Annotated in this window: 20 protein-coding genes, 1 pseudogene and 1 CRISPR repeat array; of the genes and pseudogenes, 10 read left to right on the forward strand and 11 right to left on the reverse strand. The window is 44.8% G+C overall.

Annotated elements, in window-relative coordinates:
- Positions 1-24: 24 nt before the first annotated feature.
- The 4 genes from QUA13_RS16720 to QUA13_RS16735 form a co-directional block, all read right to left on the reverse strand.
- The gene (locus QUA13_RS16720; protein ID WP_333200215.1) at positions 25-207 is read right to left on the reverse strand and encodes a hypothetical protein; all 183 of its coding nucleotides are present in this window, start codon (positions 205-207) and stop codon (positions 25-27) included.
- A gap of 23 nt (positions 208-230) precedes the next feature.
- The gene (locus QUA13_RS16725) at positions 231-1,073 is read right to left on the reverse strand and encodes a GNAT family N-acetyltransferase (RefSeq protein ID WP_333200217.1); all 843 of its coding nucleotides are present in this window, start codon (positions 1,071-1,073) and stop codon (positions 231-233) included.
- 84 nt (positions 1,074-1,157) lie between these two features.
- A CRISPR array of direct repeats spans positions 1,158-2,809; the repeat unit is 37 nt; unit sequence GTTTCAATCCCTGATAGGGATTTAGGTTGATTGCAAC.
- A 247-nt stretch (positions 2,810-3,056) separates the two neighbouring features.
- Positions 3,057-3,767, reverse strand: a complete 711-nt coding sequence (locus QUA13_RS16730; RefSeq protein ID WP_333200218.1) for a DUF547 domain-containing protein — start codon at positions 3,765-3,767, stop codon at positions 3,057-3,059.
- A 236-nt stretch (positions 3,768-4,003) separates the two neighbouring features.
- Positions 4,004-4,234, reverse strand: coding sequence for a pentapeptide repeat-containing protein (locus tag QUA13_RS16735; RefSeq protein ID WP_333200220.1), 231 nt, complete (start codon positions 4,232-4,234; stop codon positions 4,004-4,006).
- Positions 4,235-4,456: 222 nt separating this feature from the next.
- Between QUA13_RS16735 and QUA13_RS16740 the strand changes: the two genes are divergently transcribed.
- Complete coding sequence (locus QUA13_RS16740) at positions 4,457-5,935, forward strand: bifunctional orotidine-5'-phosphate decarboxylase/orotate phosphoribosyltransferase (protein ID WP_333200222.1); 1,479 nt, start codon at positions 4,457-4,459, stop codon at positions 5,933-5,935.
- Positions 5,936-6,090: 155 nt separating this feature from the next.
- Here the strand turns inward: QUA13_RS16740 and leuB are convergent, their stop codons facing one another.
- Entirely contained in the window at positions 6,091-7,176 is a 1,086-nt protein-coding gene (gene leuB, locus QUA13_RS16745) for a 3-isopropylmalate dehydrogenase (RefSeq protein WP_333200224.1), read from the reverse strand.
- 119 nt (positions 7,177-7,295) lie between these two features.
- Here leuB and QUA13_RS16750 point away from each other — a divergent pair, with 119 nt between their 5' ends.
- The 3 genes and pseudogenes from QUA13_RS16750 (at position 7,296) to QUA13_RS16760 (ending at position 10,984) form a co-directional block, all read left to right on the forward strand.
- Complete coding sequence (locus QUA13_RS16750; protein ID WP_333200226.1) at positions 7,296-8,117, forward strand: Uma2 family endonuclease; 822 nt, start codon at positions 7,296-7,298, stop codon at positions 8,115-8,117.
- A 400-nt stretch (positions 8,118-8,517) separates the two neighbouring features.
- Positions 8,518-9,723 (forward strand): DUF4336 domain-containing protein, encoded by a 1,206-nt coding sequence (locus tag QUA13_RS16755; protein ID WP_333200228.1) that lies wholly within the window; start codon positions 8,518-8,520, stop codon positions 9,721-9,723.
- A 189-nt stretch (positions 9,724-9,912) separates the two neighbouring features.
- Positions 9,913-10,984, forward strand: a pseudogene (locus QUA13_RS16760) (IS630 family transposase).
- A 175-nt stretch (positions 10,985-11,159) separates the two neighbouring features.
- Here QUA13_RS16760 and QUA13_RS16765 read toward each other — a convergent pair.
- A complete protein-coding gene (locus QUA13_RS16765; protein ID WP_333200230.1) occupies positions 11,160-12,953 on the reverse strand; it encodes a metallophosphoesterase family protein in 1,794 nt (597 codons plus the stop codon).
- Positions 12,954-13,284: 331 nt separating this feature from the next.
- On the opposite strand from QUA13_RS16765, the gene QUA13_RS16770 reads away from it, so the two are divergent.
- Both QUA13_RS16770 and QUA13_RS16775 read left to right on the forward strand, forming a co-directional pair.
- A complete protein-coding gene (locus QUA13_RS16770) occupies positions 13,285-14,262 on the forward strand; it encodes an acetamidase/formamidase family protein (protein WP_333200232.1) in 978 nt (325 codons plus the stop codon).
- Positions 14,263-14,418: 156 nt separating this feature from the next.
- On the forward strand, positions 14,419-14,703 hold the full coding sequence (locus QUA13_RS16775; RefSeq protein WP_333192215.1) for a hypothetical protein: 285 nt from the start codon (positions 14,419-14,421) through the stop codon (positions 14,701-14,703).
- Positions 14,704-15,080: 377 nt separating this feature from the next.
- On the opposite strand, the gene galT is transcribed toward QUA13_RS16775, so the two are convergent.
- A complete protein-coding gene (gene galT / locus QUA13_RS16780; protein ID WP_333200234.1) occupies positions 15,081-16,103 on the reverse strand; it encodes a galactose-1-phosphate uridylyltransferase in 1,023 nt (340 codons plus the stop codon).
- Positions 16,104-16,411: 308 nt separating this feature from the next.
- Between galT and QUA13_RS16785 the strand changes: the two genes are divergently transcribed.
- Both QUA13_RS16785 and QUA13_RS16790 read left to right on the forward strand, forming a co-directional pair.
- Positions 16,412-16,654 carry a hypothetical protein gene (locus QUA13_RS16785; protein ID WP_333200236.1) on the forward strand — a complete coding sequence of 81 codons (243 nt, stop codon included), beginning with the start codon at positions 16,412-16,414 and terminating at the stop codon, positions 16,652-16,654.
- Between the two features lie 144 nt (positions 16,655-16,798).
- Positions 16,799-16,942, forward strand: coding sequence for a hypothetical protein (locus QUA13_RS16790; protein WP_333200238.1), 144 nt, complete (start codon positions 16,799-16,801; stop codon positions 16,940-16,942).
- A gap of 115 nt (positions 16,943-17,057) precedes the next feature.
- Here QUA13_RS16790 and QUA13_RS16795 read toward each other — a convergent pair whose 3' ends face one another.
- On the reverse strand, positions 17,058-19,829 hold the full coding sequence (locus QUA13_RS16795) for a helix-turn-helix domain-containing protein (RefSeq protein WP_333200240.1): 2,772 nt from the start codon (positions 19,827-19,829) through the stop codon (positions 17,058-17,060).
- A 129-nt stretch (positions 19,830-19,958) separates the two neighbouring features.
- Positions 19,959-21,002: an ATP-binding protein gene (locus QUA13_RS16800; RefSeq protein ID WP_333200242.1), complete on the reverse strand. Its 1,044-nt coding sequence runs from the start codon at positions 21,000-21,002 to the stop codon at positions 19,959-19,961.
- 159 nt (positions 21,003-21,161) lie between these two features.
- On the opposite strand from QUA13_RS16800, the gene QUA13_RS16805 reads away from it, so the two are divergent.
- Both QUA13_RS16805 and QUA13_RS16810 read left to right on the forward strand, forming a co-directional pair.
- Positions 21,162-21,455: a hypothetical protein gene (locus tag QUA13_RS16805; RefSeq protein ID WP_333200244.1), complete on the forward strand. Its 294-nt coding sequence runs from the start codon at positions 21,162-21,164 to the stop codon at positions 21,453-21,455.
- Between the two features lie 132 nt (positions 21,456-21,587).
- Positions 21,588-21,785: a DNA-binding protein gene (locus QUA13_RS16810; RefSeq protein WP_333200246.1), complete on the forward strand. Its 198-nt coding sequence runs from the start codon at positions 21,588-21,590 to the stop codon at positions 21,783-21,785.
- Between the two features lie 209 nt (positions 21,786-21,994).
- Here the strand turns inward: QUA13_RS16810 and QUA13_RS16815 are convergent, their stop codons facing one another.
- Positions 21,995-22,399 (reverse strand): transcriptional regulator, encoded by a 405-nt coding sequence (locus QUA13_RS16815; protein ID WP_333200248.1) that lies wholly within the window; start codon positions 22,397-22,399, stop codon positions 21,995-21,997.
- A complete protein-coding gene (locus tag QUA13_RS16820) occupies positions 22,383-22,682 on the reverse strand; it encodes a type II toxin-antitoxin system HigB family toxin (protein ID WP_333192195.1) in 300 nt (99 codons plus the stop codon). Before QUA13_RS16820 ends, QUA13_RS16815 begins: the two co-directional genes overlap by 17 nt.
- Positions 22,683-22,759 lie beyond the last annotated feature (77 nt).

Below are 22,759 nucleotides of genomic sequence, written 5' to 3' on the forward strand. Positions count from 1 at the left end.
AGAGGACACGGCAGTGCCGTTTCCCTACAATAAATCTGGCGTAGGGAAACGGCCAGGCGCGGTGTCCTGATTGCGGGTTATATTAATTCCGATGCTACCGGATTTGATATGAGAGGGGTTGGCGATCGGTGAAGCAAGTGCTGGCAAAATAGCCGTACTAGCCACAATCACCGCAATACTGTTTGGCGATCGGCAAAGGTGGCCCATCAGCTTGTGGTGTTAACTGATGTTTAACCCAGTTCTAAGGTTGTCACCCCAAACACTTGATTTAGGGGTAAAATTGGTGGCGTTAATGTGTACATTCGTGCAGTTTCAAAAACTGGTTTCATTCCGTACTTTTCAGCCAGATTAATACCTTCTAAATTGGTATCAGGCACATCTAAAAATACAGTAACATCAGGTACTTTTGCCATTAACCCTTGCAATAATAATTCGGCAAAATAGACATTATCGGCAAATAACGGCCCAATTTTATACCCCTGACTGCAAACTCTTAAAACGCCATAACCGCTTAGTTTTCCCTGATGTTTGACACCGAAAGCGATTATTTCAGGTTGTTGAATCCAATGCTTTAAAAAAACCGGACGGGGAACAGGAAAATGTTGAGAATCATAGGCTAGAATTTCTTCCCAAGGAACGGTTGAAAGTGGAATCAGATCGTCAGGAATAACTCCAAATCCTCGACCTTGATAACGAATGTGACGGTTAGCTAATTTAAAACCAGATTTTTGATAATTTTCCTGTTGGGCAATAACGCCATCCAAACCAATATTTCGCGTTCCTAAATATTCGATCGCGGCTTGCCACAATTTTAATCCCCATCCCTGGCCCCGAAAGGAAGGTTTGACAATATAAAAACCAATAAAACCAAAACTGGAGTCATAGGCAACGGCAGAAATTGAAGCAATAGGTTCATCATTCAAATAACCCATGAAAAATCCTTGAGGATCGGTTTGAAAAAAACATTCGGCATCATAATATCCGGGGTTCCAACCTTCTGCGGCTGCCCAATCTACTGCTAAATTAAGTTCCGATATCGTCATCCGGCTAATCATCCATTGTTTTTGGGTCATATTTTTTTACTTAAAGTTATTGGATATGGGGTTTTTGGTGGTTGCAACATCCGCTACCAGTTCCTGCGCTGTTACTGCCACCATTTTTCAATCCCTAATAGGGGTTTAGTTTGATTGCGGCGTCCTGTTTTTAGGGCGATTCCCAGCGCTCCGAAGCTGTTTCAATCCCTAATAGGGGTTTAGTTTGATTGTGGCCTGACGAACAAGGTCGCGGCGGGTGTTATCAATACGTGTTTCAATCCCTAATAGGGGTTTAGTTTGATTGTGGCTCGACCTGCACACCTGCGATTATCCGGCGCGGGGTTTCAATCCCTAATAGGGGTTTAGTTTGATTGCGGCATAGCTCAGGGCGACGCGTTCTCTTGGGATGCCTACAGTTTCAATCCCTAATAGGGGTTTAGTTTGATTGCGGCACGGATACTGTGCGCTTATTCCAGCTACGACGAACTGTTGTTTCAATCCCTGATAGGGATTTAGGTTGATTGCAACATTACAACCAAGGCTAATGCCTGTGGGTTTGTGCGCGTGTTTCAATCCCTGATTGGGATTTAGGTTGATTGCAACCTTTGGTGACGCCATTGAGGGAATCCTTGACCAACTCATAGTTTCAATCCCTGATAGGGATTTAGGTTGATTGCAACAAAACTTAAGAAGTTGCTGAAATAGATAAAAGAGCGTTTCAATCCCTGATAGGGATTTAGGTTGATTGCAACCTCGCACAGGCGATCGAACTCCCAGAGGAAGAAGGGTTTCAATCCCTGATAGGGATTTAGGTTGATTGCAACCCTACTCAACTTTTCCCAGGTTACACCAGCGACGGGTTTCAATCCCTGATAGGGATTTAGGTTCATTACAACCGACCGGGCGACGAATGGGTGCGAGGCAAAGGCCCTATTCCGTTTCAATCCCTGATAGGGATTTAGGTTGATTGCAACAGCATCACCAAGAAAAATAGCCGCTTCATCAAGAAGGTTTCAATCCCTGATAGGGATTTAGGTTGATTGCAACCCTACGAATCTCCCAAAAGCAAATTAATGCTTACTTGTTTCAATCCCTGATAGGGATTTAGGTTGATTGCAACTCGATCCTAAACTTCGAGGCAATTTTACTTGATGGGTTTCAATCCCTGATAGGGATTTAGGTTGATTGCAACGGAATTAAATTTATCCAAGTAAAAGATATTCCTGAGTTTCAATCCCTGATAGGGATTTAGGTTGATTGCAACAACTTCTTATTATTTAGGCAAAAGCTTTTATCTAGAGTTTCAATCCCTGATAGGGATTTAGGTTGATTGCAACGTGAGATAACTTATATGGCGAGCTACGTTTCTATATTTCAATCCCTGATAGGGATTTAGGTTGATTGCAACCTTAATAATTGCGGATGGGGTTCATTCACAAAAAGTGCGTTTCAATCCCTGATAGGGATTTAGGTTGATTGCAACAATAAATGCGTTATACATCCCAGAGAATAAATCGCTGTTTCAATCCCTGATAGGGATTTAGGTTGATTGCAACCATACTTGTCTTGAGATTGTACCCGCAAAATGTACAGGTTTCAATCCCTGATAGGGATTTAGGTTGATTGCAACATTCGGCATCAGGGCTAGTATCTTGATTTTCCCAGTTTCAATCCCTGATAGGGATTTAGGTTGATTGCAACGTAATGCTAAAGGTAATCTTCCTGGATTTCTCTATAAGTTTCAATCCCTGATAGGGATTTAGGTTGATTGCAACAGTTAGTTTCTGAAACTCTTACTGTATTTAGTTTTCAAGGTTCGTTTGCGTCTGTACATATTAAAAGTACCATTTCAATACCGACCTGTCAAGAGGCCAAATTTTCAACAAACCTCAAAACCTTTCACAGCAAGCAATACAGCATTTGCGTCGGATTTTTCATAAAGAGCCTTAAACCCATACTACGCAACTGATACAGCCGAAAAAAATTACCCCCTCAAAAAAACACCTACCATAGACGCAAAACTCAACCATCAGCCCGATTCAAATTCCAGTCGTAAGGCAAAAAAACGATCGCCCATCCATCACCCACAGCCGCCTCCGCCCCCAAATAACCGCCCACATACTCAGCCACCGAACCCGTCGCCTTTACAAAATCCTCGCCGTACCACTTAAAAATCTTGCTCAAATAAAGCGTCTTTTTCTCGGCATCATATCGCACCTTATCAGGATTGTGAATAAAACGGCTGGCATCCGCTTCTAGTTGAGTCCGTACCGACTCCGGGAAATAAGCCCCCCGGCGCAGCAGAGGGCACCCGACTGAAGCGCAAACTAATGCAAAATGGATGCGCGGTTCGGCAAATTCCGGCCGCAAAATTGCGTGTTCGATTTGATTGAGACTGTACTTTTTGCCGCCAATAATCGAATTTGAACGGGTGAAAAAATCCAAAAAACTCAACCAGTTGGGAATTCCCAAAACTTTGGGACGGATGGACGCGATCGGATATACTTCGAGAACTTGAGAAATTGCGATCGCATTGTACGCATTCAGCCACAGCGCCAGCCGCGCACCCGCATCGGTACATTCCGCCAAATCCAAATCGGCCAAACTTTCCAGCCACGCCTTCAAAATATCCGCCCCCTCAGCTTTCCAGCGCCGATAATTGACGCGGCCGAAATCGTCAACGTAGCGTTGCAGCAACTCGTCCCAAATCCTAAAGTCGATCGTACCGATCATTTATTACTATCCATATGATAAGGCGGGCATTGCTTTAGCTTCTGCTTCTATTTAATACTACCGTCAATCGATTTGAGATTTGAGATTTGAGATTTTAGATTGACCCCACGGATAAATGCGGGGGCTTGAGGATTTTCGATTTGAGATTTTCGATTGATTCCACGGATAAATGCGCGGGCTTGTACCATCAAGAAATTCTTGGTCAACCGAAATAACACCTGCAACGGTAGCATTTTTTAGATTAGCCCCGTCAAACGGGATCGGGTTAAATTAGCATCGCTCAAATTAGCACCTTGTAAATTAGCTTGCCGCCAAGAAGCCCCGCTCAAATTTGCCCCCGATAAATTAGCTTCCCTAAAATTTCCTCCTCTCAAATCTGCCCCTGGCAAATCCGCATTTGCTAAACTCGCCTGCGCTAGGGGAATGCCGATCAAATCGCAGCCCGGAGACTGGTTAGCTTGCCGCAACTAATAGACTTGCTGGGGGTTAGCTGCAATCACCGGTGCAGCCAACCCGAACATCTGTCCCCATGAAACTGCTCCCAAATTTACAGATTTCCTGCTCTTTACCTTCTACAATCTTAAAAGATTCTTAATTTCAACTTCTACAGGGATCGGTTTCTTCCGGCACAACACCAATCCCACTTTGAGCGGCAATTTTTTAAATTCCCCTTACCTCCCTAACAAACTATGACGGATCGAACCAACTTTTTCGATAAACTGTTAGCGGCTGTTGAAAACAATCAAAGTTTGCTGTATTTAGCTCTCGACCCCGACCCGGAAACCTTGCCCGCGCTGGTTTCGATGACTGGGGAGGAAACTCAAACTTTTGTAACTGATTTGTTGTCAAAGCTAAAAAGTGCGATCGACCAAACAGCCGATTTAATCTGTGCCTGCAAAATCACCCTCGGTTTTTACCAATCTCTCGGTATTCCCGGTTGGGCATTGCTGCAAGAAATTTTAACAATTATTCCCCCTCACCTGCCAGTAATTTTAGATGCCAAACACTGCGATTTAAATACCAGCACAGTGTTTGCCAAAATTGTATTTCAAGATTGGCGAGTTGACGCTATTACTTTAAGTCCCTATCCCGGATTCGACCAAGTAGCGCCATTTTTGTTATACGCTGGAAAAACTGTTTTTGTCCTCTGTGCCACCGCCAACCCGTCAGCGGCGGCTGTGCAAGAATACCCGACGCCAAACAACCCTTTTTACTTGCAATTAGTCCGACTCTCTCAAACTTGGGGAACTCCCGAAAAAGTCGGTTTAGAAGTAGGAGTAATGCCGGATATGTTAGCCCGCATCCGCAAAGAGGCTCCTGAACGCCTGATTTTAGTCGAAGGAGACATCCCGGTAGAAAATGACCTCACAGAAGAAAACGACCTCGCACAACTGCTGGCGGCCGGTTTAAGCAAGAATGGTGAAGATTTATTGCTGCCAGTCCCCCCGAGTTTATTAGCGGGGAAAGAGCCGCGCCGAGAAATTGAGAAATTGCGGGATAGTATAAATCAACAGAGGCTGCGGGCGATCGAAGGTAGTCCCACTTGCGAACTGTGGCTGCCCGATGTTTGCTTTTTACAACCGGAACCTCACCGCGATTTAATCTTGCAACTTTATGACATCGGCTGCGTAGTTTTTGGCGACCACGTACAAGCATCGGGAGCCGTATTTCCATATTACATCGACTTGCGGAAAATTATCTCAATTCCGCAGATATTCCATCAAATTGTCAGCGCTTATGCAGACATTCTTAAAAACTTAAAATTCGATCGCATTGCCGGAATTCCCTACGGTTCTTTACCCACAGCAACCGGTTTAGCCTTGCGGATGGAACGCCCGATGATTTTCCCGCGCAAGGAGGTGAAAACTTACGGTGCAGGTAAGTTGATTGAAGGGCATTTTCAGGCAGGAGAAACGATTGTCGTAGTCGATGATATTTTGATTAGCGGCAAAAGCGTGATGGAAGGCGCGGCTAAGTTAAAATCGGCTGGCTTGAATGTGGAAGACATTGTAGTATTAATCGACCACGAACAGGGAGTCAAAGATAAGATGCAGGTCAACGGTTATCGCGCACATTCTGTGTTAGCGCTTTCGGAAATAGCTGAAATTTTGTATCGAGCAAATCGCATTGATACCGAGCAATTCAATCTTTTGACTGCGGAACATTAAATTATAAAATTTCTAGTTACCAGGCAGAGCCTGGTAATTAATACCCGGAGGCTGTGCCTCCTTTATTTATGTCTCATTTGCCTTGTTTTAGTGGAGGCAGAGCCTCCTGAAAGGCGTTTCCAGGCAGAGCCTGGAAACGAGTAAAGGTAAATAGATCAACCTTGCAAAACTTCAATTAAAGCATTGCCCATTGCCCGACAGCCGACGAGTTTCATGCCTTCTGACATGATATCACCAGTGCGATAACATCGATCCAAAACTTCGACAACTGCTTGCTCGATTTTATTAGCAGCTTCCGGCTGATTTAAGGCGTAGCGCAGCATCATTGCCGCACTCAAAACTTGCGCGATGGGATTAGCTTTATCTTGTCCCGCGATGTCCGGTGCGGAACCGTGCACGGGTTCAAAAACCCCCGGCCCGTTTGCTCCCAAACTAGCAGAAGGCAGCATCCCAATGCTACCAGTTAGCATCGCCGCCGCATCGGAAAGAATGTCGCCGAATAAATTGCCGGTGACAATTGTATCGAACTGTTTCGGCCAGCGAATTAACTGCATTGCTGCGTTGTCAACGTAAATGTGAGAAAGTTCGACATCAGGGTATTCTGAAGAAAGGGCAATAATGCGATCGCGCCACAGTTGCGAAACATCCAAAACATTCGCTTTATCAACGGAACACAGCCTTTTCCCCCGCTTCCTGGCCGTCTCAAAAGCGACTCGCCCGATTCTGTCAATTTCTGACTCGGTGTAAGCCATCGTATTAACACCGCGTTTTTCGCCTGTTTCCGTCTCAAAAATACCTTTCGGTTTGCCGAAGTAAATGCCGCCGGTGAGTTCGCGGATGACCATAATATCCACGCCTTCGACAACTTCCCGTTTCAAACTAGAAGCATTAACCAATTGCGGTAAAATAGTCGCAGGACGCAAATTTGCAAACAATCCCAATCCGGCGCGCAGTCCTAATAATCCTGTTTCCGGGCGCTGTTCGCGGGGCAAATTATCCCACTTGTAACCGCCAATTGCTGCCAACAATACTGCATCGCAGTTGCGGCATTTTTCCAGTGTTTCTTCGGGTAGCGGATTGCCTGTTGCATCAATAGCAGCGCCGCCCATTAAAGCTTCTTGAAATTCAAAGCCGATGTCCAATTGTTGACCGACAAGTTTCAGGACATCTACCGCCACAGCGATAATTTCAGGGCCGATGCCGTCTCCTGGTAAAAGAGTGATGCGGTAGTTTTGAGTCATATCGATTTTGGAGTTTTGATTTGAGATTTGAGATTGAGAGTTAATGGGAATTCTTTGGAAATGCAAGACATTCTCACAAGGTTATAATCATATCAGGATAAGCAACCTCAGAATTCATTATGACATTCCCGACTTACCCGCCTGCTCAAGCTGAACCGCCTTTAGACCCCCGGCAGAGTTTGCCAACAATGTATGATTTACCTAGCGAAGACCCAAAGGAGCCCGGTTTGCCAGATACATTTCATTTAGATCAGCCGCAACTCTTGGAATTCACGTTTTTGCCGCCGGGATGGGATGCCGAACAAGTCTTTACAGCCAGTGACCTAAATTTGTATTACGATGCAACACAACCGCGCTGGCATAAACGCCCGGATTGGTTTGCTGCGGTGGGTGTGCCAAGGCTTTATCAAGGGCGCGATATGCGTTTGAGTTATGTAGTTTGGCAAGAACGGGTAAATCCGTTTGTGGTGGTGGAATTGCTATCGCCGGGCACTGAAGATGAAGATTTAGGGCGGACTGTTCAGCAAGCTGGGGAACCGCCGACTAAGTGGCAAGTTTATGAACAAATTTTGCGGATTCCTTACTATTTTATTTTCAGTCGCTACACGGATGAATTGCGAGCTTTTCATCTTGTAGGAGGCCACTATGAACCTGCAGAATTAATTGATGGGCGGTTATTTATTCCTGAGTTGCAGTTGAGTTTAGGTTGGTGGCAAGGCACTTATAAGAGTATGAATCGGTTGTGGTTGCGGTGGTTTACGGCCCAAGGAGGGTTGATTTTGAGTCCGGGTGAAAGAGCAACGGCGGCGGAACGGCAACTGATAGAATCTCAACAGCAACTGACAGAATCTCAACAGCAACTGACAGAATCTCAACAGCGAGAGGAAAGACTAGCGGCGCGGTTGCGGGAGTTAGGCATCGATCCTGAAGAGTTGGTTTAATAGTTCTCGCACCCAGGCCTGGTGAAACCCGGTTTCTTCCTTCTATTTCTCGTGACCACGAATTTCTTGATGGTACCCGCCACGTGATTTAATCCGTGGAATCAATCCAAAATCTAAAATCTAAAATTCTCAAGCCCCCGCATTTATCCGTGGGGTCAATCCAAAATCTAAAATCTAAAATCTAAAATCGAATGACTCGTCCCAAAACTCGTAGAAACCGGGTTTCTAGCCCCCATGCGTAACTCTTGCTTGAGTGTTCCAAAAGCCCGTGAAGCGCAGCTATCCCGTAGGGAATCGTCCAACCCCTTTTCAACTCCTCGAATCCGCGCAACAGGAGTGAAATAAGATAACAATAGTTCGATCGCACGCACGTACAAAAACATCGGCAAGGAGTCGCGCAGTGGCAGAGGGCGAAGGCATACCAACATCAGCACAGATTGATTCTCGGGACTATTCTTGGGCTTTTTGGCCGGTCGTCCCCCTCTATCCCTACAGCAAGCGGCGCACCATCCGCAAGGAAATAGTCAAGGACACAATCTGGACTTTTGACCAGCTACAAGGCATTTTCTACGTTGTCGTCCCGATTCGGATGACAGTAATTAAATTAGAACCCGAAGGCCTTCTCGTCTACGCCCCCGTTGCACCGACTCCTGAGTGCATCCGCTTGGTAAAGGAGTTAGTAGCAGAGCACGGCGAAGTTAAGTACATCTTGCTGACAACGGTTTCGGGCCTCGAACACAAAGTTTTTGTCGGCCCCTTTGCGAGGAGTTTTCCCGAAGCGCAGGTGTTTGTCGCCCCGCAGCAGTGGAGTTTCCCCGTGAATTTGCCGCTGAGTTGGCTGGGTTTGCCCGCCAAACGCACTTCTGTACTGCCTTTTGACAGCAGCAACACGCCGTTAGCCGATCAATTTGACTGGGCAATTCTCGGCCCGCTGGATCTCGGTTTGGGCAGATTTGCAGAAGTTGCGTTATTTCACAGACGATCGCGCACGCTGATGCTAACAGATTCCATAGTTTCCATTCCCGAAAATCCGCCCGCGATCGTCCAACTCGACTCCTACCCGCTGCTGTTTCACGCCAAAGACAGCGCCTCGGACACGGTGGCAGATACCCACGAAAATCGCCGCAAAGGGTGGCAGAGAATCGCCTTATTTGCCATGTATTTTACGCCTAGCGTGCTGGAAGTGCCGCCGTGGTCGGAGGTATTTGCCAAGGCACGAGAAGCGCCAGAACGCTCTATAAAAGCTTATTTCGGGTTATATCCGTTCAAGTGGAAAAAACATTGGGAGCGATCGTTTGAGGCTTTGCGGGGAGGGGGGCGGTTGTTTGTCGCGCCGATTTTGCAGACTTTGATTCTCAACCGCGCGCCCAGGGAAACTCTCGATTGGGTGGATAAAGTGGCGAGTTGGGACTTTCAAAGGATTGTACCTTGTCACTTCGATAGTGCGATCGACTCCCGGCCGCGTGAATTTCGGCAAGCATTCTCGTTTCTGGAAAAACACTCGCCTGTTAATTCTTTACCCGAAGATGATTTTAAATTGCTCAGGCAGATTGATGTGGGTTTGAATAAAACTGGTTTGGTTCCGCCTGCGAAAGACAAGGTTTAATCTTACATCTTGCACCTTTGTTAAGAACAGGCAAGATGCCTGTTCCACAAAACTTAATTTTCTTGTGGAACGGGCATCTTGCCCGTTCCTAAACAGCTAATTGATAATAGTGCAACATCTCAGTTTAATCTTATACCATTTTTTCAAAGATGTGATAGACTTGTGTAAAAAGTAAAGGCGAGAATTACAATGTCTGGTCGTCCTCATATAAAAATTACAGAATCTGTAGAAGATTTACGAGAAATCCTCAAGCAACAAAAAAGAATACTAGCTTATAATAAAGTTCAAATGCTTTATTTATTTCAGTCAAAACAAGTAGAAACTGTTCGGGAAGTATCCACAGTTTTAGGTAAAAGTGAGCCAACGATTCATCGCTGGCTCTCCCAATATAGAAAGGGCGGTCTGGAAAATTTGTTAAAAAATAGGCAGGTTTTCGGTCGCCCAAAAAAGTTCTCAGTTGAAGTAGCAGCTTCATTGCAACAAGAGTTGCGAGACCCCGAAGGGTTTCAGAGTTATAAAGAAGTTCATCTCTGGCTCTGGTTGATTAAAGGAATAGCCAGTAGTTACTCGGCTGTATATTCTTTAGTAAGAGGGGAATTTAAAAGTAAATTAAAAATTCCAAGACCTCGCAGTATTTCTCAGAAATCTACGGCAATTAATGAATTTAAAAATAACTTGCATCAACAGATAAAAGCTTTACTACAAAAAGCTTTACCTCAAGTAAACAAATATAAAAAAGTCATGTTTTGGTGCAGTGATGAAACTCGACTAGGACTGCATACAATAAAGTCGGCGCAAGCTGACGCTTTCAGGCGTAAAGCCTGTCGGGAAGCATCAATGGAAATTTGAGTGCTTTTGGCTGTATGGGGCAGTATCGAGCGCTACTGGAAAAAGTTTTTTTTGGGAGTTTTCGCATTTAGACAAAGTTTGTTTTGAAGCATATTTACAACTTTTGTCAATACAATATCCTGCTGAATTACACATCATTCAAGTTGATAACGCACCCGCTCATAATTTAGGCTCATCTGAATTACCAGACAATATTATTTTACTATTTCAGCCTCCGGCTTGTCCCGAAGTAAATCCCACCGAAAGAGTGTGGGAATATCTCAAAGATTCTTTAGCTTGGTCGGTGTTTAGTAATCTTGACGAACTCCGCACAAAAGTCCAGGAAATTTTGGCATCTTTCACCGATCGCGTCATTGGTTTTCTCACCGGATGGTCTTGGATTTTACATTCTTTATCTCTATCACATCTTTAAAAAAATGGTATTACATCTTCCACTCTTCTCAAGAACAGGCATCTTGCCTGTTCCACAAAGAATGAATTTCTTTATTGTGGAACGGGCATCTTGCCCGTTGCTAAACAGGTAATTGAGAATGGTGCAACATCTCAGTTCACTCAGATATCTGTAGGGACAGGGCATTGCCGTGCCCTTACCTTTCGCACTTAAACTCATCAAACTTCACCACTTCCGACTCTGGTTTCCGCGTATCAAAATAGTAGCTGCTAACCGTACCCTTCCCCGTATCAAAAATAGTAAAAGCCGTAATATCGTTACTCTCAATATACGGCAGCGGCCGCCCGTCTTCTCCCAACAAAGGCGCAACAGTCGGCACCACAGGTTCCAATCCGTTCGGGTCTCCAATAGCGCTGTAATCTTCCCGATATCCCGGCGGCACAAATCGGCGCTTTTCCCCCGCAAAAGCACCGTAACTGTTGCCCACATTAGAAGTCTCCAAAAAGTGCATTCCGCTGGAACTTACAAATCGATTCCACAAGTGCGAATGTCCGTAAAATACTAACTGCACCCCCGCTGTTTCTAGTAGTGGCACTACATCCCGAATCAGATAATCTTGCTGTTTCGGATACTCGTAACGCACCATTTTAATCTCGCCATCAAGAGCGCGATCGACTATTTGCACAGGGTCAGTATAAGCAGGTACAATATTGTCACCCAGAGAATGCGGCGGGTGGTGAAACATCACAATTTTATATTTTGCCTGCTGGAATTCCGAACTTTTTAACTCTTGTTGCAGCCAAGTATATTGAGCGCTACCCTTGACAATCGGCTCAAAAATATGCTGTCCGTATCCCCATTTTTCGGGATTATTAAAATCTTCGTTTCGTTCCCGATACCTTCCCCTGGCACCCGGCTCTAAATTCGGAGTTCGCCAGATATTGGTAACATACAAAGTTACTAACCGCACGTCCCCAAAAGTCACAGCATAGTAATTTTTGCGTCCAGAAAAGTTGAAAATTTCCTCATAGGTATCGCTATTAAAACTATTGTTTTTCCGCCATATTTCCCGCACTGAAGGGTCATTATTGGGATTCACAAATGCAGCTCGTTGAGCGTAGAATTTATCGGCAGTGGCGCGGGGAAAAGGATCGTTAAATTGGTCGCCGAGTGTGCTGTTGGTTGCAAACCTGCCCATGATTTCGTGATTGCCAATGGCGGGGAATAAAGGCGCGTGTTGGATCAGTTCGCCGCCGCTGTAAACTGTTTTGATGCCGTTTTTGTCCAGTTCGGAAAATGCGCGACCTTGCAGAGCTGGAAAGAAGGCGCGGCCTCGGTAGTCGTCAAACCATTCGGAAGCGCGATCGGGTATATTAATTAAATCTCCTGCCATAAAAACCGCGTCAACTCTCCCAATTGTTTCGGCTACTTTCTGGAGATTTGCTGCTGTCATAGGCATCAATTGATGGTCGGAAGTGAGGAGAATTTTGAGCGGGATTCCTGCTGCTGGTGTCGGAGAAAGAGTGAAAACCTTGCTGCTGACAGATGCGCCGTCTTCTCTTTCGCTGGTGACTCGATAAGGAATGCGAACACCGGGCTTTAAATTGGGGACTTCTGCTTCGTGCCGCCAGATGTCGCGGACAATTGGATTGCTGTCAATTATGCTTTGTTTGATTTCATCGGAGATGTGCGAGTCTTTGTCTTCGCGAGTGCGGCTTAGCTTAGTAGTATTGGCGGCCGTAATTTGATTCAAATTTTCGCCGTAATCAACCGTGTGGCGAGTACCGGCAAACTCGGTAAACCAAACAACTCGTACAGAGCTTGCTGTTGGGAGTTGCAGAAACGGATCGGTTAAAAGTTGAGGTTCGTTGAGGTAAGATTGCATCATGAAACCTAGCAAGAAAACAATCAAAATCAAAACAGCAAAAAACCAGGGAGTGCGGGGCAAATCTCTATGGTTTTCTAATTTATCAGGCAATGGTGTCAACATAAGTCATTAGCCATTAGTTGGTAGCGGCGGGTTTCACCAGCCAAATAGAACTCTCCACCCAAATACATATAAACCCGCCCCCGCCAACTTTAAATTTTAAACTACCAACCTTATCAAAAAGTTAAGAAATTAGTAAAATATCTCACATCTAACAAACTTCAACCATTTTTTCACATCTTCTGATCTCTCCATTCTCTTTCTCTGCGCCCTCTGCGCCCTCTGCGGTTAATTTTTTAAAAAAATCTTTCTCAAAAATGATTGAGACTTGCGATATAACATTCTTAACACCGTTCCTTCAATCTAAAATCTAAAATCTAAAATCTAAAATCCCATGACCCGCCACCTTCTCAAGGCTAACTGCAAAACCGTACACTTGGGCGGTTTTTCTCCGAATATCGAACCTGCTTTAAGGGTGGATTCGGGCGATCGCATCGATATCGAAACCTATTCAGGATATTATGTTGCTGACAAAGCGCCGCGCGAATTTCTGACGCCGGAATTTTTAGATATTTGTCAGAATTTGTCGAGCAACCGCAAAGTTGGCCCCGGGCCCCACTTGCTAACAGGCCCGATTTATGTTAATGATGCCGAAGCGGGAGACGTTTTAGAAATTCACATTGAGGATGTTTACCCGAGTTTACCAGTAGGATTTAATGCAATTCGCGCCGGATGGGGAGCTTTGCCTGAGTATTTTCCCGAATCGAAATTGCGGTTTATTCCGCTAGATTTAGAGCAAAAAATTGCTGAATTTCCCGCAGGTAGCGGCATTCTGATTCCCCTGCATCCTTTTTTTGGAATTATCGGCGTTGCCAATGCAGAAATCAACCGTTCTTCTATTCCTCCAGAGCGCTACGGCGGCAATATGGACAATCAGGAACTCCAACCAGGAACGCGGTTATTTTTACCTATTTTTCTGCGCGGCGGTTTATTGTCCATCGGCGACGGACATTCGGCACAAGGAGACGGTGAAGTTGACGGTACTGCAATTGAAACTTCGATGAACGGGACTATTAAAATTATCTTACGCAAGGATTTATTTCTGATATTTCCGTTTGCTGAAACGCCCACTCATATTGTGATTATGGGATTTGGTAAAACATTAGATGAAGCGTTTGAGATGGCGGTAAAACAGACAGTTTATTGGCTCCAAAATTTTGCGGCTTTCAAAGAAGAAGATGCTTATGTTTTGTGTTCCATTGCGGTAAATTTTCGGATTACGCAGGCTGTCAACAATCCCCAAAAAGGAGTTCACGGAATGATGCCCAAGTGTATTTTGCCGGAGGTGAAAATTATTGGTCACAGAGTTTGAGGTAGTATGATAACACGCGATCGACAAAAAAATTAAGATCGCGATCGCACAATCTACACAAATTTGTCACTGCTGTGGCCGATCGGGATCGCCATGCTGTTGACAATTAAGCTTAAAATGAGATAAGTTACAATATCTACCTAAATCGAACTCAACATGAAAAACCAGACTGACGATGTTGCCAAAAAAGATTTAGTCGATCGAGCTTTTGAGAGTGCAGAAATACCAGATCCGACAGCGTGGGTGCACGAACATTATTTTCTGGCTAATTTCGCCTATACTCTGGCCAACATTCAAGAACATTTGTCTGATGAGAGTTGCGAAATCGGCGAGAATGGCGAATCTGGCGAGGGGATATTATCGATCGATGCCAAAATTAGAGATATGTTGAGAGCTACTTTTAGCGACGACGGCTGGCAGTATGTCGAAAGTTTATTGTGAGTTTGGTAAAATCGATAACAATTTGTACGTTCATAACTTTAGAGCGTCCATTCTACCAGTTTAAAAAAAGAATGTAACTGTAGGCTCGTGCTCCCAACCCTGATATCGTCACTCATTCCTAATTCTTCAATTCTTTAATCTCAAACCTCAAATAGTATCAGTTTCCTCCCCCAACATTGACTAGCAAGTCAGAGGGCAGGGGTGCATTTCCACCACAATTTGACCCCGCCCAAAAACGGATACTTGCGAAGGACTCCTCTCGTGGATAGCTCAATATTTTAGACTAAGGTTCAAGATTTCAAATTCACCTGTCGAATCAATCAAAAATTTCAAATTTCAAATTTCAAATCGACTGACGTATTGTGATGTAGGATACTCTACGTCAACCCCAAATTACTGTCGCTAGGAATTTCGATGGATCGCACAAATTCCGCACTTTCTTCCGGCAAAGCAGTATTGATAAACATCCCGCTGCCCAACTCAAATCCAGCTTGCTTGGTGACTCTGGGAATAATTGCCATATACCAGTGAAAGTATTTTGTTGCCCGTTGGGCGATCGGCACCGATCGAATATTATAGTTGTAATCGGGATTGTTCAATCCGTAATAAAACTTAGCTAGTACAGTTTTAACAGTCTCAGCAAGATCCGTAATTTCCGCATCAGTAATCTCATCAAACGAAGAGGAATGCCGGCGCGGAAAAATCCAAGTGTGGAAGGGTGAAAGTGCAGCGTAAGGGATAAACGCTACAAAATGTTCACTCTCAAAAATTACTCTTTCTCCTGCGGCTAATTCATCTTCCAAAGTCCGGCAAAACAGACATTCTCCCGTGTCGTCAAAATATCTAATAGCTTCGTCGATGCGGCTGCGAAATTGACTTGGTACAACGGGCGTAGCTGCTATCTGCGAGTGAGGGTGTTCGAGAGAAGTTCCGGCAGTTTCACCGTGATTTTTGAAGATAATAATTGTTTCAATGTGGGGATTTTTTCTAATTTCTACATACCGCTGGCGGTATACTAAAAGTATGTTGGCAATTTCTTCAACCCTCAACAAAGCGGTCGTCAAATCGTGTCGCGGGTGTTCGACAATTACTTCGTGAACGCCGATTCCCGCCATTGTGCGGTGAATTCCCGATGATATCCTCATCCATTCTGCTGTCGGGGAGAGTGCGGGATATTTGTTGTGAATTGCCCGGACTTTCCAGCCAGTGCGATCGCCCAAACGGCAAGTTTCTAAGGTTCCGTCTTCCTCATTTCCCACGCAAAACGGGCAATCGGCACGGTGCGGTGGCACTACTGCTGCCCACTGTTTTTTGTTAGCGAATTGATCCGGTCTTGTCGCCCGTTCGGTGGCGATGATTACCCAATCTCTGGTAATTAGGTTTTGTCTAAGTTCAGACATTTTCTTACCTTCAGTTTCCGGGTCAAATTGTCTCTTATTTTAGATACATGATTTGTGATTTGTCATCGCTTTTTTGTAATATCTTAATAAATCTTGATTTTTAAATTGCCGCCTTGTAGTCGGCTAGATGCCCGAATTATTCAATAATTCTGGTGTCTAAAGTGGGTAAAGCTAATAGCAGTTTGAAGAAGTGAAAAAGAATCGTAAAATCGCATCTCTTGTCGGGCTAAAACTGACACTATTTACCGAGTTATTATGTCCGGTGAATGTTACCAAGCAGTTACCCAGCAAATATTTCCGAAAAAAAAATGTTGACATTAGTTCTGTTATTTGTTAGTAGTTATTGGTTATTTGATGACTTCGGTCGGAGTTTGGGCGATGCTCTACGGGATAGCTGCGCTTCACGGGCTTATTTGAAAAAACCAGGGTCGATTTATCTGAAAAGCAATATGAGAGAAATTATGTCGATTTCAGGAACAGAATGTCTGCCACTTTCAACCCTGGGTTGCATCTGTTCAATTGGGATTTCTGGAGATTGCAGCCAGATGTAAATCAGGTTGATTGTCTAGCCTTGAGTTTTACAGTTTCTCAAGAATCGAGCAAATTTATGAGGCGCTAAAGTTGTCTCGAAGGCGGAATCGGTGCCAGAGTATGATAAACTTCGCAGTCTTTGTATCATTAAGCGTCCTGCGAGGATGGCGACTGACTCTGAATTAAATTGGGACATTCCGGCCGCGATCGCATCTGGATTTACATATCCCAAACCTTCTAAAAATTTGGGTAATAATCCCAGAAAAACTATATTTTTGCCTGAACCGTTAGGGCCGCCAACCATGTAAATATTTAACCTAATAGTAATATTAATTTTATCGCTTGTCTCTTAGTCCCCCTCGGCTGGGACGAGAGTTTGTGTAGGATTGGTTTCAACCGCCGAACACTCAAAGGGATAACTAACTATTCCTTCTCTCCAAATGATATCTGAACCCAGCGGCGGAATAGTTCCACAGTAATACTGTAGCAACCATCAATTTCTCGAACCACATCGTGGCGTTCGAGAGTTTTTAGTGCTTCCTGTAAACTTGTCTCATCCATCCCTGTTTCTTGACTCAGCCTGTCGAGATTCATTCCTTCTAAGTGAGGTGCTAAGGCTTTTAAAATCTCCTGTTGTCCCGATGCGCCTTGCGCTGCTTGACCCCAAACTCCTGTAAAATAATAGCGACCTCTGCTGAAGAATTCCGGGTCGTTGATGACAGTTGCTACGTCTTCTAGTGTAAACATTGGATCGCGGGGGCGTCCGATTTCAAATACTTGGTCGTTGTAGAGGCGGACTAACAGAAATCCTACCAATTGCGTGAGGTAGGGTTGGCCGTGAGTTAGTTCATAAATGCGATCGAGTGCTTCAGGTTTGTAGTCGAGGAGAAAATCATCATCGGGATTGGCTAAAACTTGGCGAGTTGCACCTAGACTCAGGAAACCTACTCGGATGGGGGGGATAATGCTAGCAAAAAAAGGATTGAAATAATCCTCGGTCATTTCATCCAAGGTGTGCAATCCGGCAAAAACAAAGGCTACTTTAGAACTCATTTGCAGCATCCCTCGCAAAAAACCGATAAAATCTTGATTGATGTTCCCAGCGTCTATCAATTCTTCTATTTTTTCAAACTCGTCTAAAGCAACGATCAATCCACTTTCTACATTTGCTATTACTTGTTCGATGTAGCGTCCAAAAGTGAGATAGGGTAAATCGAGTAAATCGCGATCGGCAGGAGGTGCAATATTGACTGTTTTGGCAATGGCATCGGTGATGAATATTAGCAGTTCGCCGACTCCTTGAGAACAATCTCCTACCCGCAGCAAATTCACATAAGCTACCTGTACTTTTGAGCCTAAGCAGTTGCTAGCATTCAACAAAATCGAAGTTTTTCCCATCCGCCGATGACCGTAGAGAGCCACAGATTGAAGCGGATTGCCTTTTACCCACAACTCCTCTAGCTGTCTGATGATGTCTTCGCGGCCGACAAATAGATTGCCTTGGACTGGATCGCCAATTATATAGGGGATAGTAACAGGTTGAGTAATCGAAATATCTCCGATTTTCCCGGTCACTTGCAGTAATATTTTTTGCCATTTTTGGGCAGTTTGAATAATTAAAATCCGTTCACATTGTGGTATAATATCTGGACGATCGAGGATAGTTTCAAGCTCACCTAATGCTCGGTTGAGGGCAAGGGAACGGACCGAACGAGATACGCTATACTGGACGAGTTGAACGTCGGCGATTACCCGCTGTAGAGAAGCAATTGCTTGCCAAGTAGTTTCGCGCAGCAGAGGTGGATTTGGGGAAGATGGCAGTTTCAGCGAGGTAATTTCGGCTAGTTCTCGTGTTTGGTAAAATGTGAGAATTTGCGCTAAGGTAAACATCTGGTCTCCATACAGCAACTCTCGAACTACATCGAAAGCTTCTGTAGCTTTGTCAGGTTGTTGCTCGTGGAGATACCAGAAACCAGCTGCAGAGGCGCGGGCCGGAGTATTTAAACGAATTTCTGTTTGAAAAAAAGCTTTAATTTGTTGTCGCCAAGGTGTGAGGATAAAAAACCATGCTACTGCTTCTGACTTCATTACTCCGCTGAGAGAAGCTGAGGCAAAACGCACTAACTTCCAATCATAAGGATCTTCTGATAATTGAGCGACGCGATAGATGAGTTGGTCTTTTGGTGTCTCTGCTAGCACGCGATTTACAGCTTTAACAACAGGGATAAACTGAAGGGTAAATCGTAGTAATTGGTTAATGTTGTGCAATCCTGTTTCCCAATCCCGCCTCAGCCAATTAGCTATTTGAGAAGACAGGTAGGGAAGGGGAAGTGGGGTAATGTGGGGAAATTGTCTATTTTGCTGTTGACGCTGGAGTAGGGTAAACGGTAAAGCGAAAAGCCAATTTTCAGGACGTGCGAACGCCACGCCGAACGCCACGCCGAACGCCACGCCAAACACCACGCCCAATGCCAAGCCGTTGGCCACGCCAAACCCCAGGCTAAACCCCAGGCCAAACAACACGCCAAACCCCACGCCCAACGCCACGCCCGACGCCACGCCCGACGCCACGCCCAACGCCACGCCTAACGCCACGCCCAACGCCACGCCCAACGCCACGCCCGACGCCACGCCCAACGCCACGCCCAACGCCACGCGCAACCCCACGCCCCACACCAGGCAGAACGCCACGCGCAACCCCACGCCCCACACCACGCCGAACCCCACGCCGACCCCCACGCCGACCCCCACGCCAAACCCCACGCCAAACCCCACGCCCAACGCCACGCCCGACGCCACGCCGAACCCCACGCCCAACGCCACGCCGAACCCCACGCCCAACGCCACGCCGAACCCCACGCCCAACGCCACCCCGGACCAATCGATAGAAACGCCTATTTCCTCGAAAAATTTACTCAAGCCTACGGGGATAACAATGATTAACATCAAGGCTTGTAGAATTAACTGACGCTGGACGGAATTTTGACGCAACCACTCCCACTTTTCTCGCCAGGTTTTGGCGTCTTTTAAATTAGATTCACCCCCAAAAGTAGACTCATACCACCGCAAAGCTTGAGGAAAGAAAAACACCCAATATAACAATCGCAGGTAATCTAAAGGATTCCACAAAGAAAGAAGGCGCTTCAGTTTGGGAGCTAAATCTAACCGAGGAACAGGGCGATCTTTTTGACTCATAAATAGGTGGGAATGAATAAACAGAACTTACGCACGGCTGGTGAGAAACCGGGTTTTTTACCGAATCTGCGATTCTCTAACGAAATATTTTCATAAAAAACCCGGTTTCTGGGCCCCCATGTGTAAGTCCTAGTTGATATAACCAGCATAAGTTTGATAGCACAACTGCATCAATTTCTGAGGATAGCCGCCACTTTCAGCAATTAACCCCGCAATTTCTGCCTCAGTAAAAGTCACGGGTTTGGCAACAAGTATTAACCATTCAGCGTGGAGGCGACTAGCAATAAATTCACGGCAGATTTTTTCATCCCATTGCTTCAGAGTTTCCTCAATGCAAATTCCTTTAAAAGGAGATGTCATATTTTTGTCTTGACTGTCAGGAAACAGCGTATCCAGAGAGGTGCAGGCGGCGACAACTAGACGCAAAGGTGCGTTATTTCCCTCCGCCAAACCCCGCAATTGGCCGCGTACTTGGTTAGTAAATCCATCCCAGGTCATTTTCTCGACTTCATCTAAAAGCAACAGCAATCGGTGCGATTCTAAAGCCCGTTCTAGTAAATATCCCTTCACTGTCTCGATACCCGCTTTGTGGCATAAAGCACCGTAAAAGTCATTTTCATCGCAAACATTTTTTAAATCGAGGTAAATGGGTTGGCGCGGATGATGGAGTTGATGTGGTGCTTCTCGGTAAATGGCTTGTAGCACAGAACTTTTGCCGATCGCTCTTTCACCAATGATTGCTACGCTACTGCCACAATTCAGCGTCTGGAACACCCACCGAATTTCCCTTTCTCTGCCAAAGAAAAATCGCGGATCGTCTATCTTGCCATGCTGGGGAATAAAGGGATTATTATGGTTGATATTTAGCTGTTCTAATTCTGCTATTGGATTGTCATTTGGTAAGGATGTTTGGGGCGATGTAGTTGTATTAAGCTTTTTAATTTCTTGCCAATCCAATCCTAAAGCCTTGCAAATTCCAACAAAATACTGGCGTTTGACTCTGTTGCCGGTGAAAAAATTATTAACTGTTTGAAGACTAATGCTTTTCTGGAGAGTTTTGCCTTCCACCACGACGTAATCGGCTAAGTCTTCGCGACTCCAGCTTTTGCCTGTGAGAGCAATTGTTGCTTTTGCGATTCCGGCCTTAGATGCTGTGAGCGTTGGTTGTGGCATACCTAAATTACAGACCTTTTAAGTATTATAGCGAGCGATCGCCAACCAAACGCATCCTAAACGCATATCAAACTCATAGTATTTGAAACCCATACACACCTTGGCTTTCAAGGTTTTGCCCTTTATGATTAAAACATCACCAATCAAAAGGTAGCAATTATGAAAGCTCAACCAAATATGACACCTGCTAAACCTAAATCTCCTAAAATGACTCCTAAAAACACTTCTCCTAAATCTCTCTCTCCTTTCGAGTACGTCTTCGCAACTGTTGTCTGTATTACCTTTTTTTCTGGAGGGATGTCTTTTTGGATTAGTACAGAAGTTCAGCTATCTCCCCAACGAGAACGCATTTTCGAGAATTGCAATCGCACTTGGAATATGGGTGTGGGTGCGATTTTCGGAATTTTAGGTAGTAAGGTAGTTCAAGATGATGATGATGATGATAATGAGTAATTTCTGATAGTTTATTTGCAAAAAGGCGATCGCCCGACCTGTCCAAAAGTGCGATCGCTCTTTTAAAAATCCTAACTCCTGCTCAGACAGTTGACGTGCTACAGTCAGAGTATCGTCACAGCCACAAACAGAATGCAAACCATTACCGTCACAATTCCAGACGATCGCCTGCACAAGCTCCAAGAAATCGCCAACCGCCTCGGCGTTTCCCTAGAAGCATTACTGCTTGCCGGCGCTGAAAACTTGCTCGCACCACCAGAAACATCGTTCCAGAATGCTATGGAATACGTCCTCAAAAAGAATGCTGAACTTTACCAAAAGCTCGCGTAATGCGCTATCTAACTTTAACTGAAGTCTTAGAAATTTATCGGCGCATTATTGAGCAGTCTGGCTGCGCTGTCATATTGTTCCTAATTCTATTTGAGAAATTCGGGCTCTGAAAACTAAACTTTATTATGCCACAGTGCGATCGCCCTTCATCTCCAAAACTCCGTGAAGCGTAGCTATACCGTAGGGAATCGCCCTTAATCTCACTTCCCTTAATTACAGAACAAACTCGGCTCTACATGAAAAAAACTTCCCAGAATCAATGCCAGCTCTTTACCAATATCTCGATCGCCGTTAACCACTTCATACACTCTTTTTTCAGAGCCAATCACTCCCACCAAATCCGCAGGCTGTAACTCTCTTTGTTCTATCAAAAACAGCAATATTGAATGAGGCGTTGCTGTGAGTCCTGGTGCATAGTATTCTTGCTCAAATTTTTCAATTAATGCAATTAGCAATTCATATAACTCGTCTTCTTCAGGAGTGCGATCGCCCCGGTGCATTAACTCTTCCACCATAGCCAGAGCCTTCTCATTATCCGCTTCATTTCTAATTATTTTTGGCTGATACTGAGACAATAACTCTTTGTATTTATCTGGATTAAAAGTAAGGGTCATTTTTCCATTTCTCCTTATCATACTCAGCATGGGTGAGAATATATTTGATATAAATTAATTGGCTTTCATAATCCATACTAACGATTAATCGATAATTATTACCTTTGATATTAAAAACTGTAAACCCCCCAACTGCTTCGGCTTTAGGAAAAACAGATTGTACCTCAATTAAGTTAGACCATTTAGCCTTGCTAGCAATTTTAAACCAGTTATCCAAAGCTTCCCCACAATCAGCATGAGTTTGGCTGTATTCACGCACCCGTTTGTAGCTGATTATGTGCATCTACTATACGCAATTTAAACTAAATTTTAGTTTAGCTCAAGCAATTTCTTTGGTCAAGAGCGATCGCCCTTAATCTG

This window comes from Microcoleus sp. S28C3, assembly GCF_036700785.1.
Classification (GTDB): domain Bacteria; phylum Cyanobacteriota; class Cyanobacteriia; order Cyanobacteriales; family Microcoleaceae; genus Microcoleus; species Microcoleus asticus.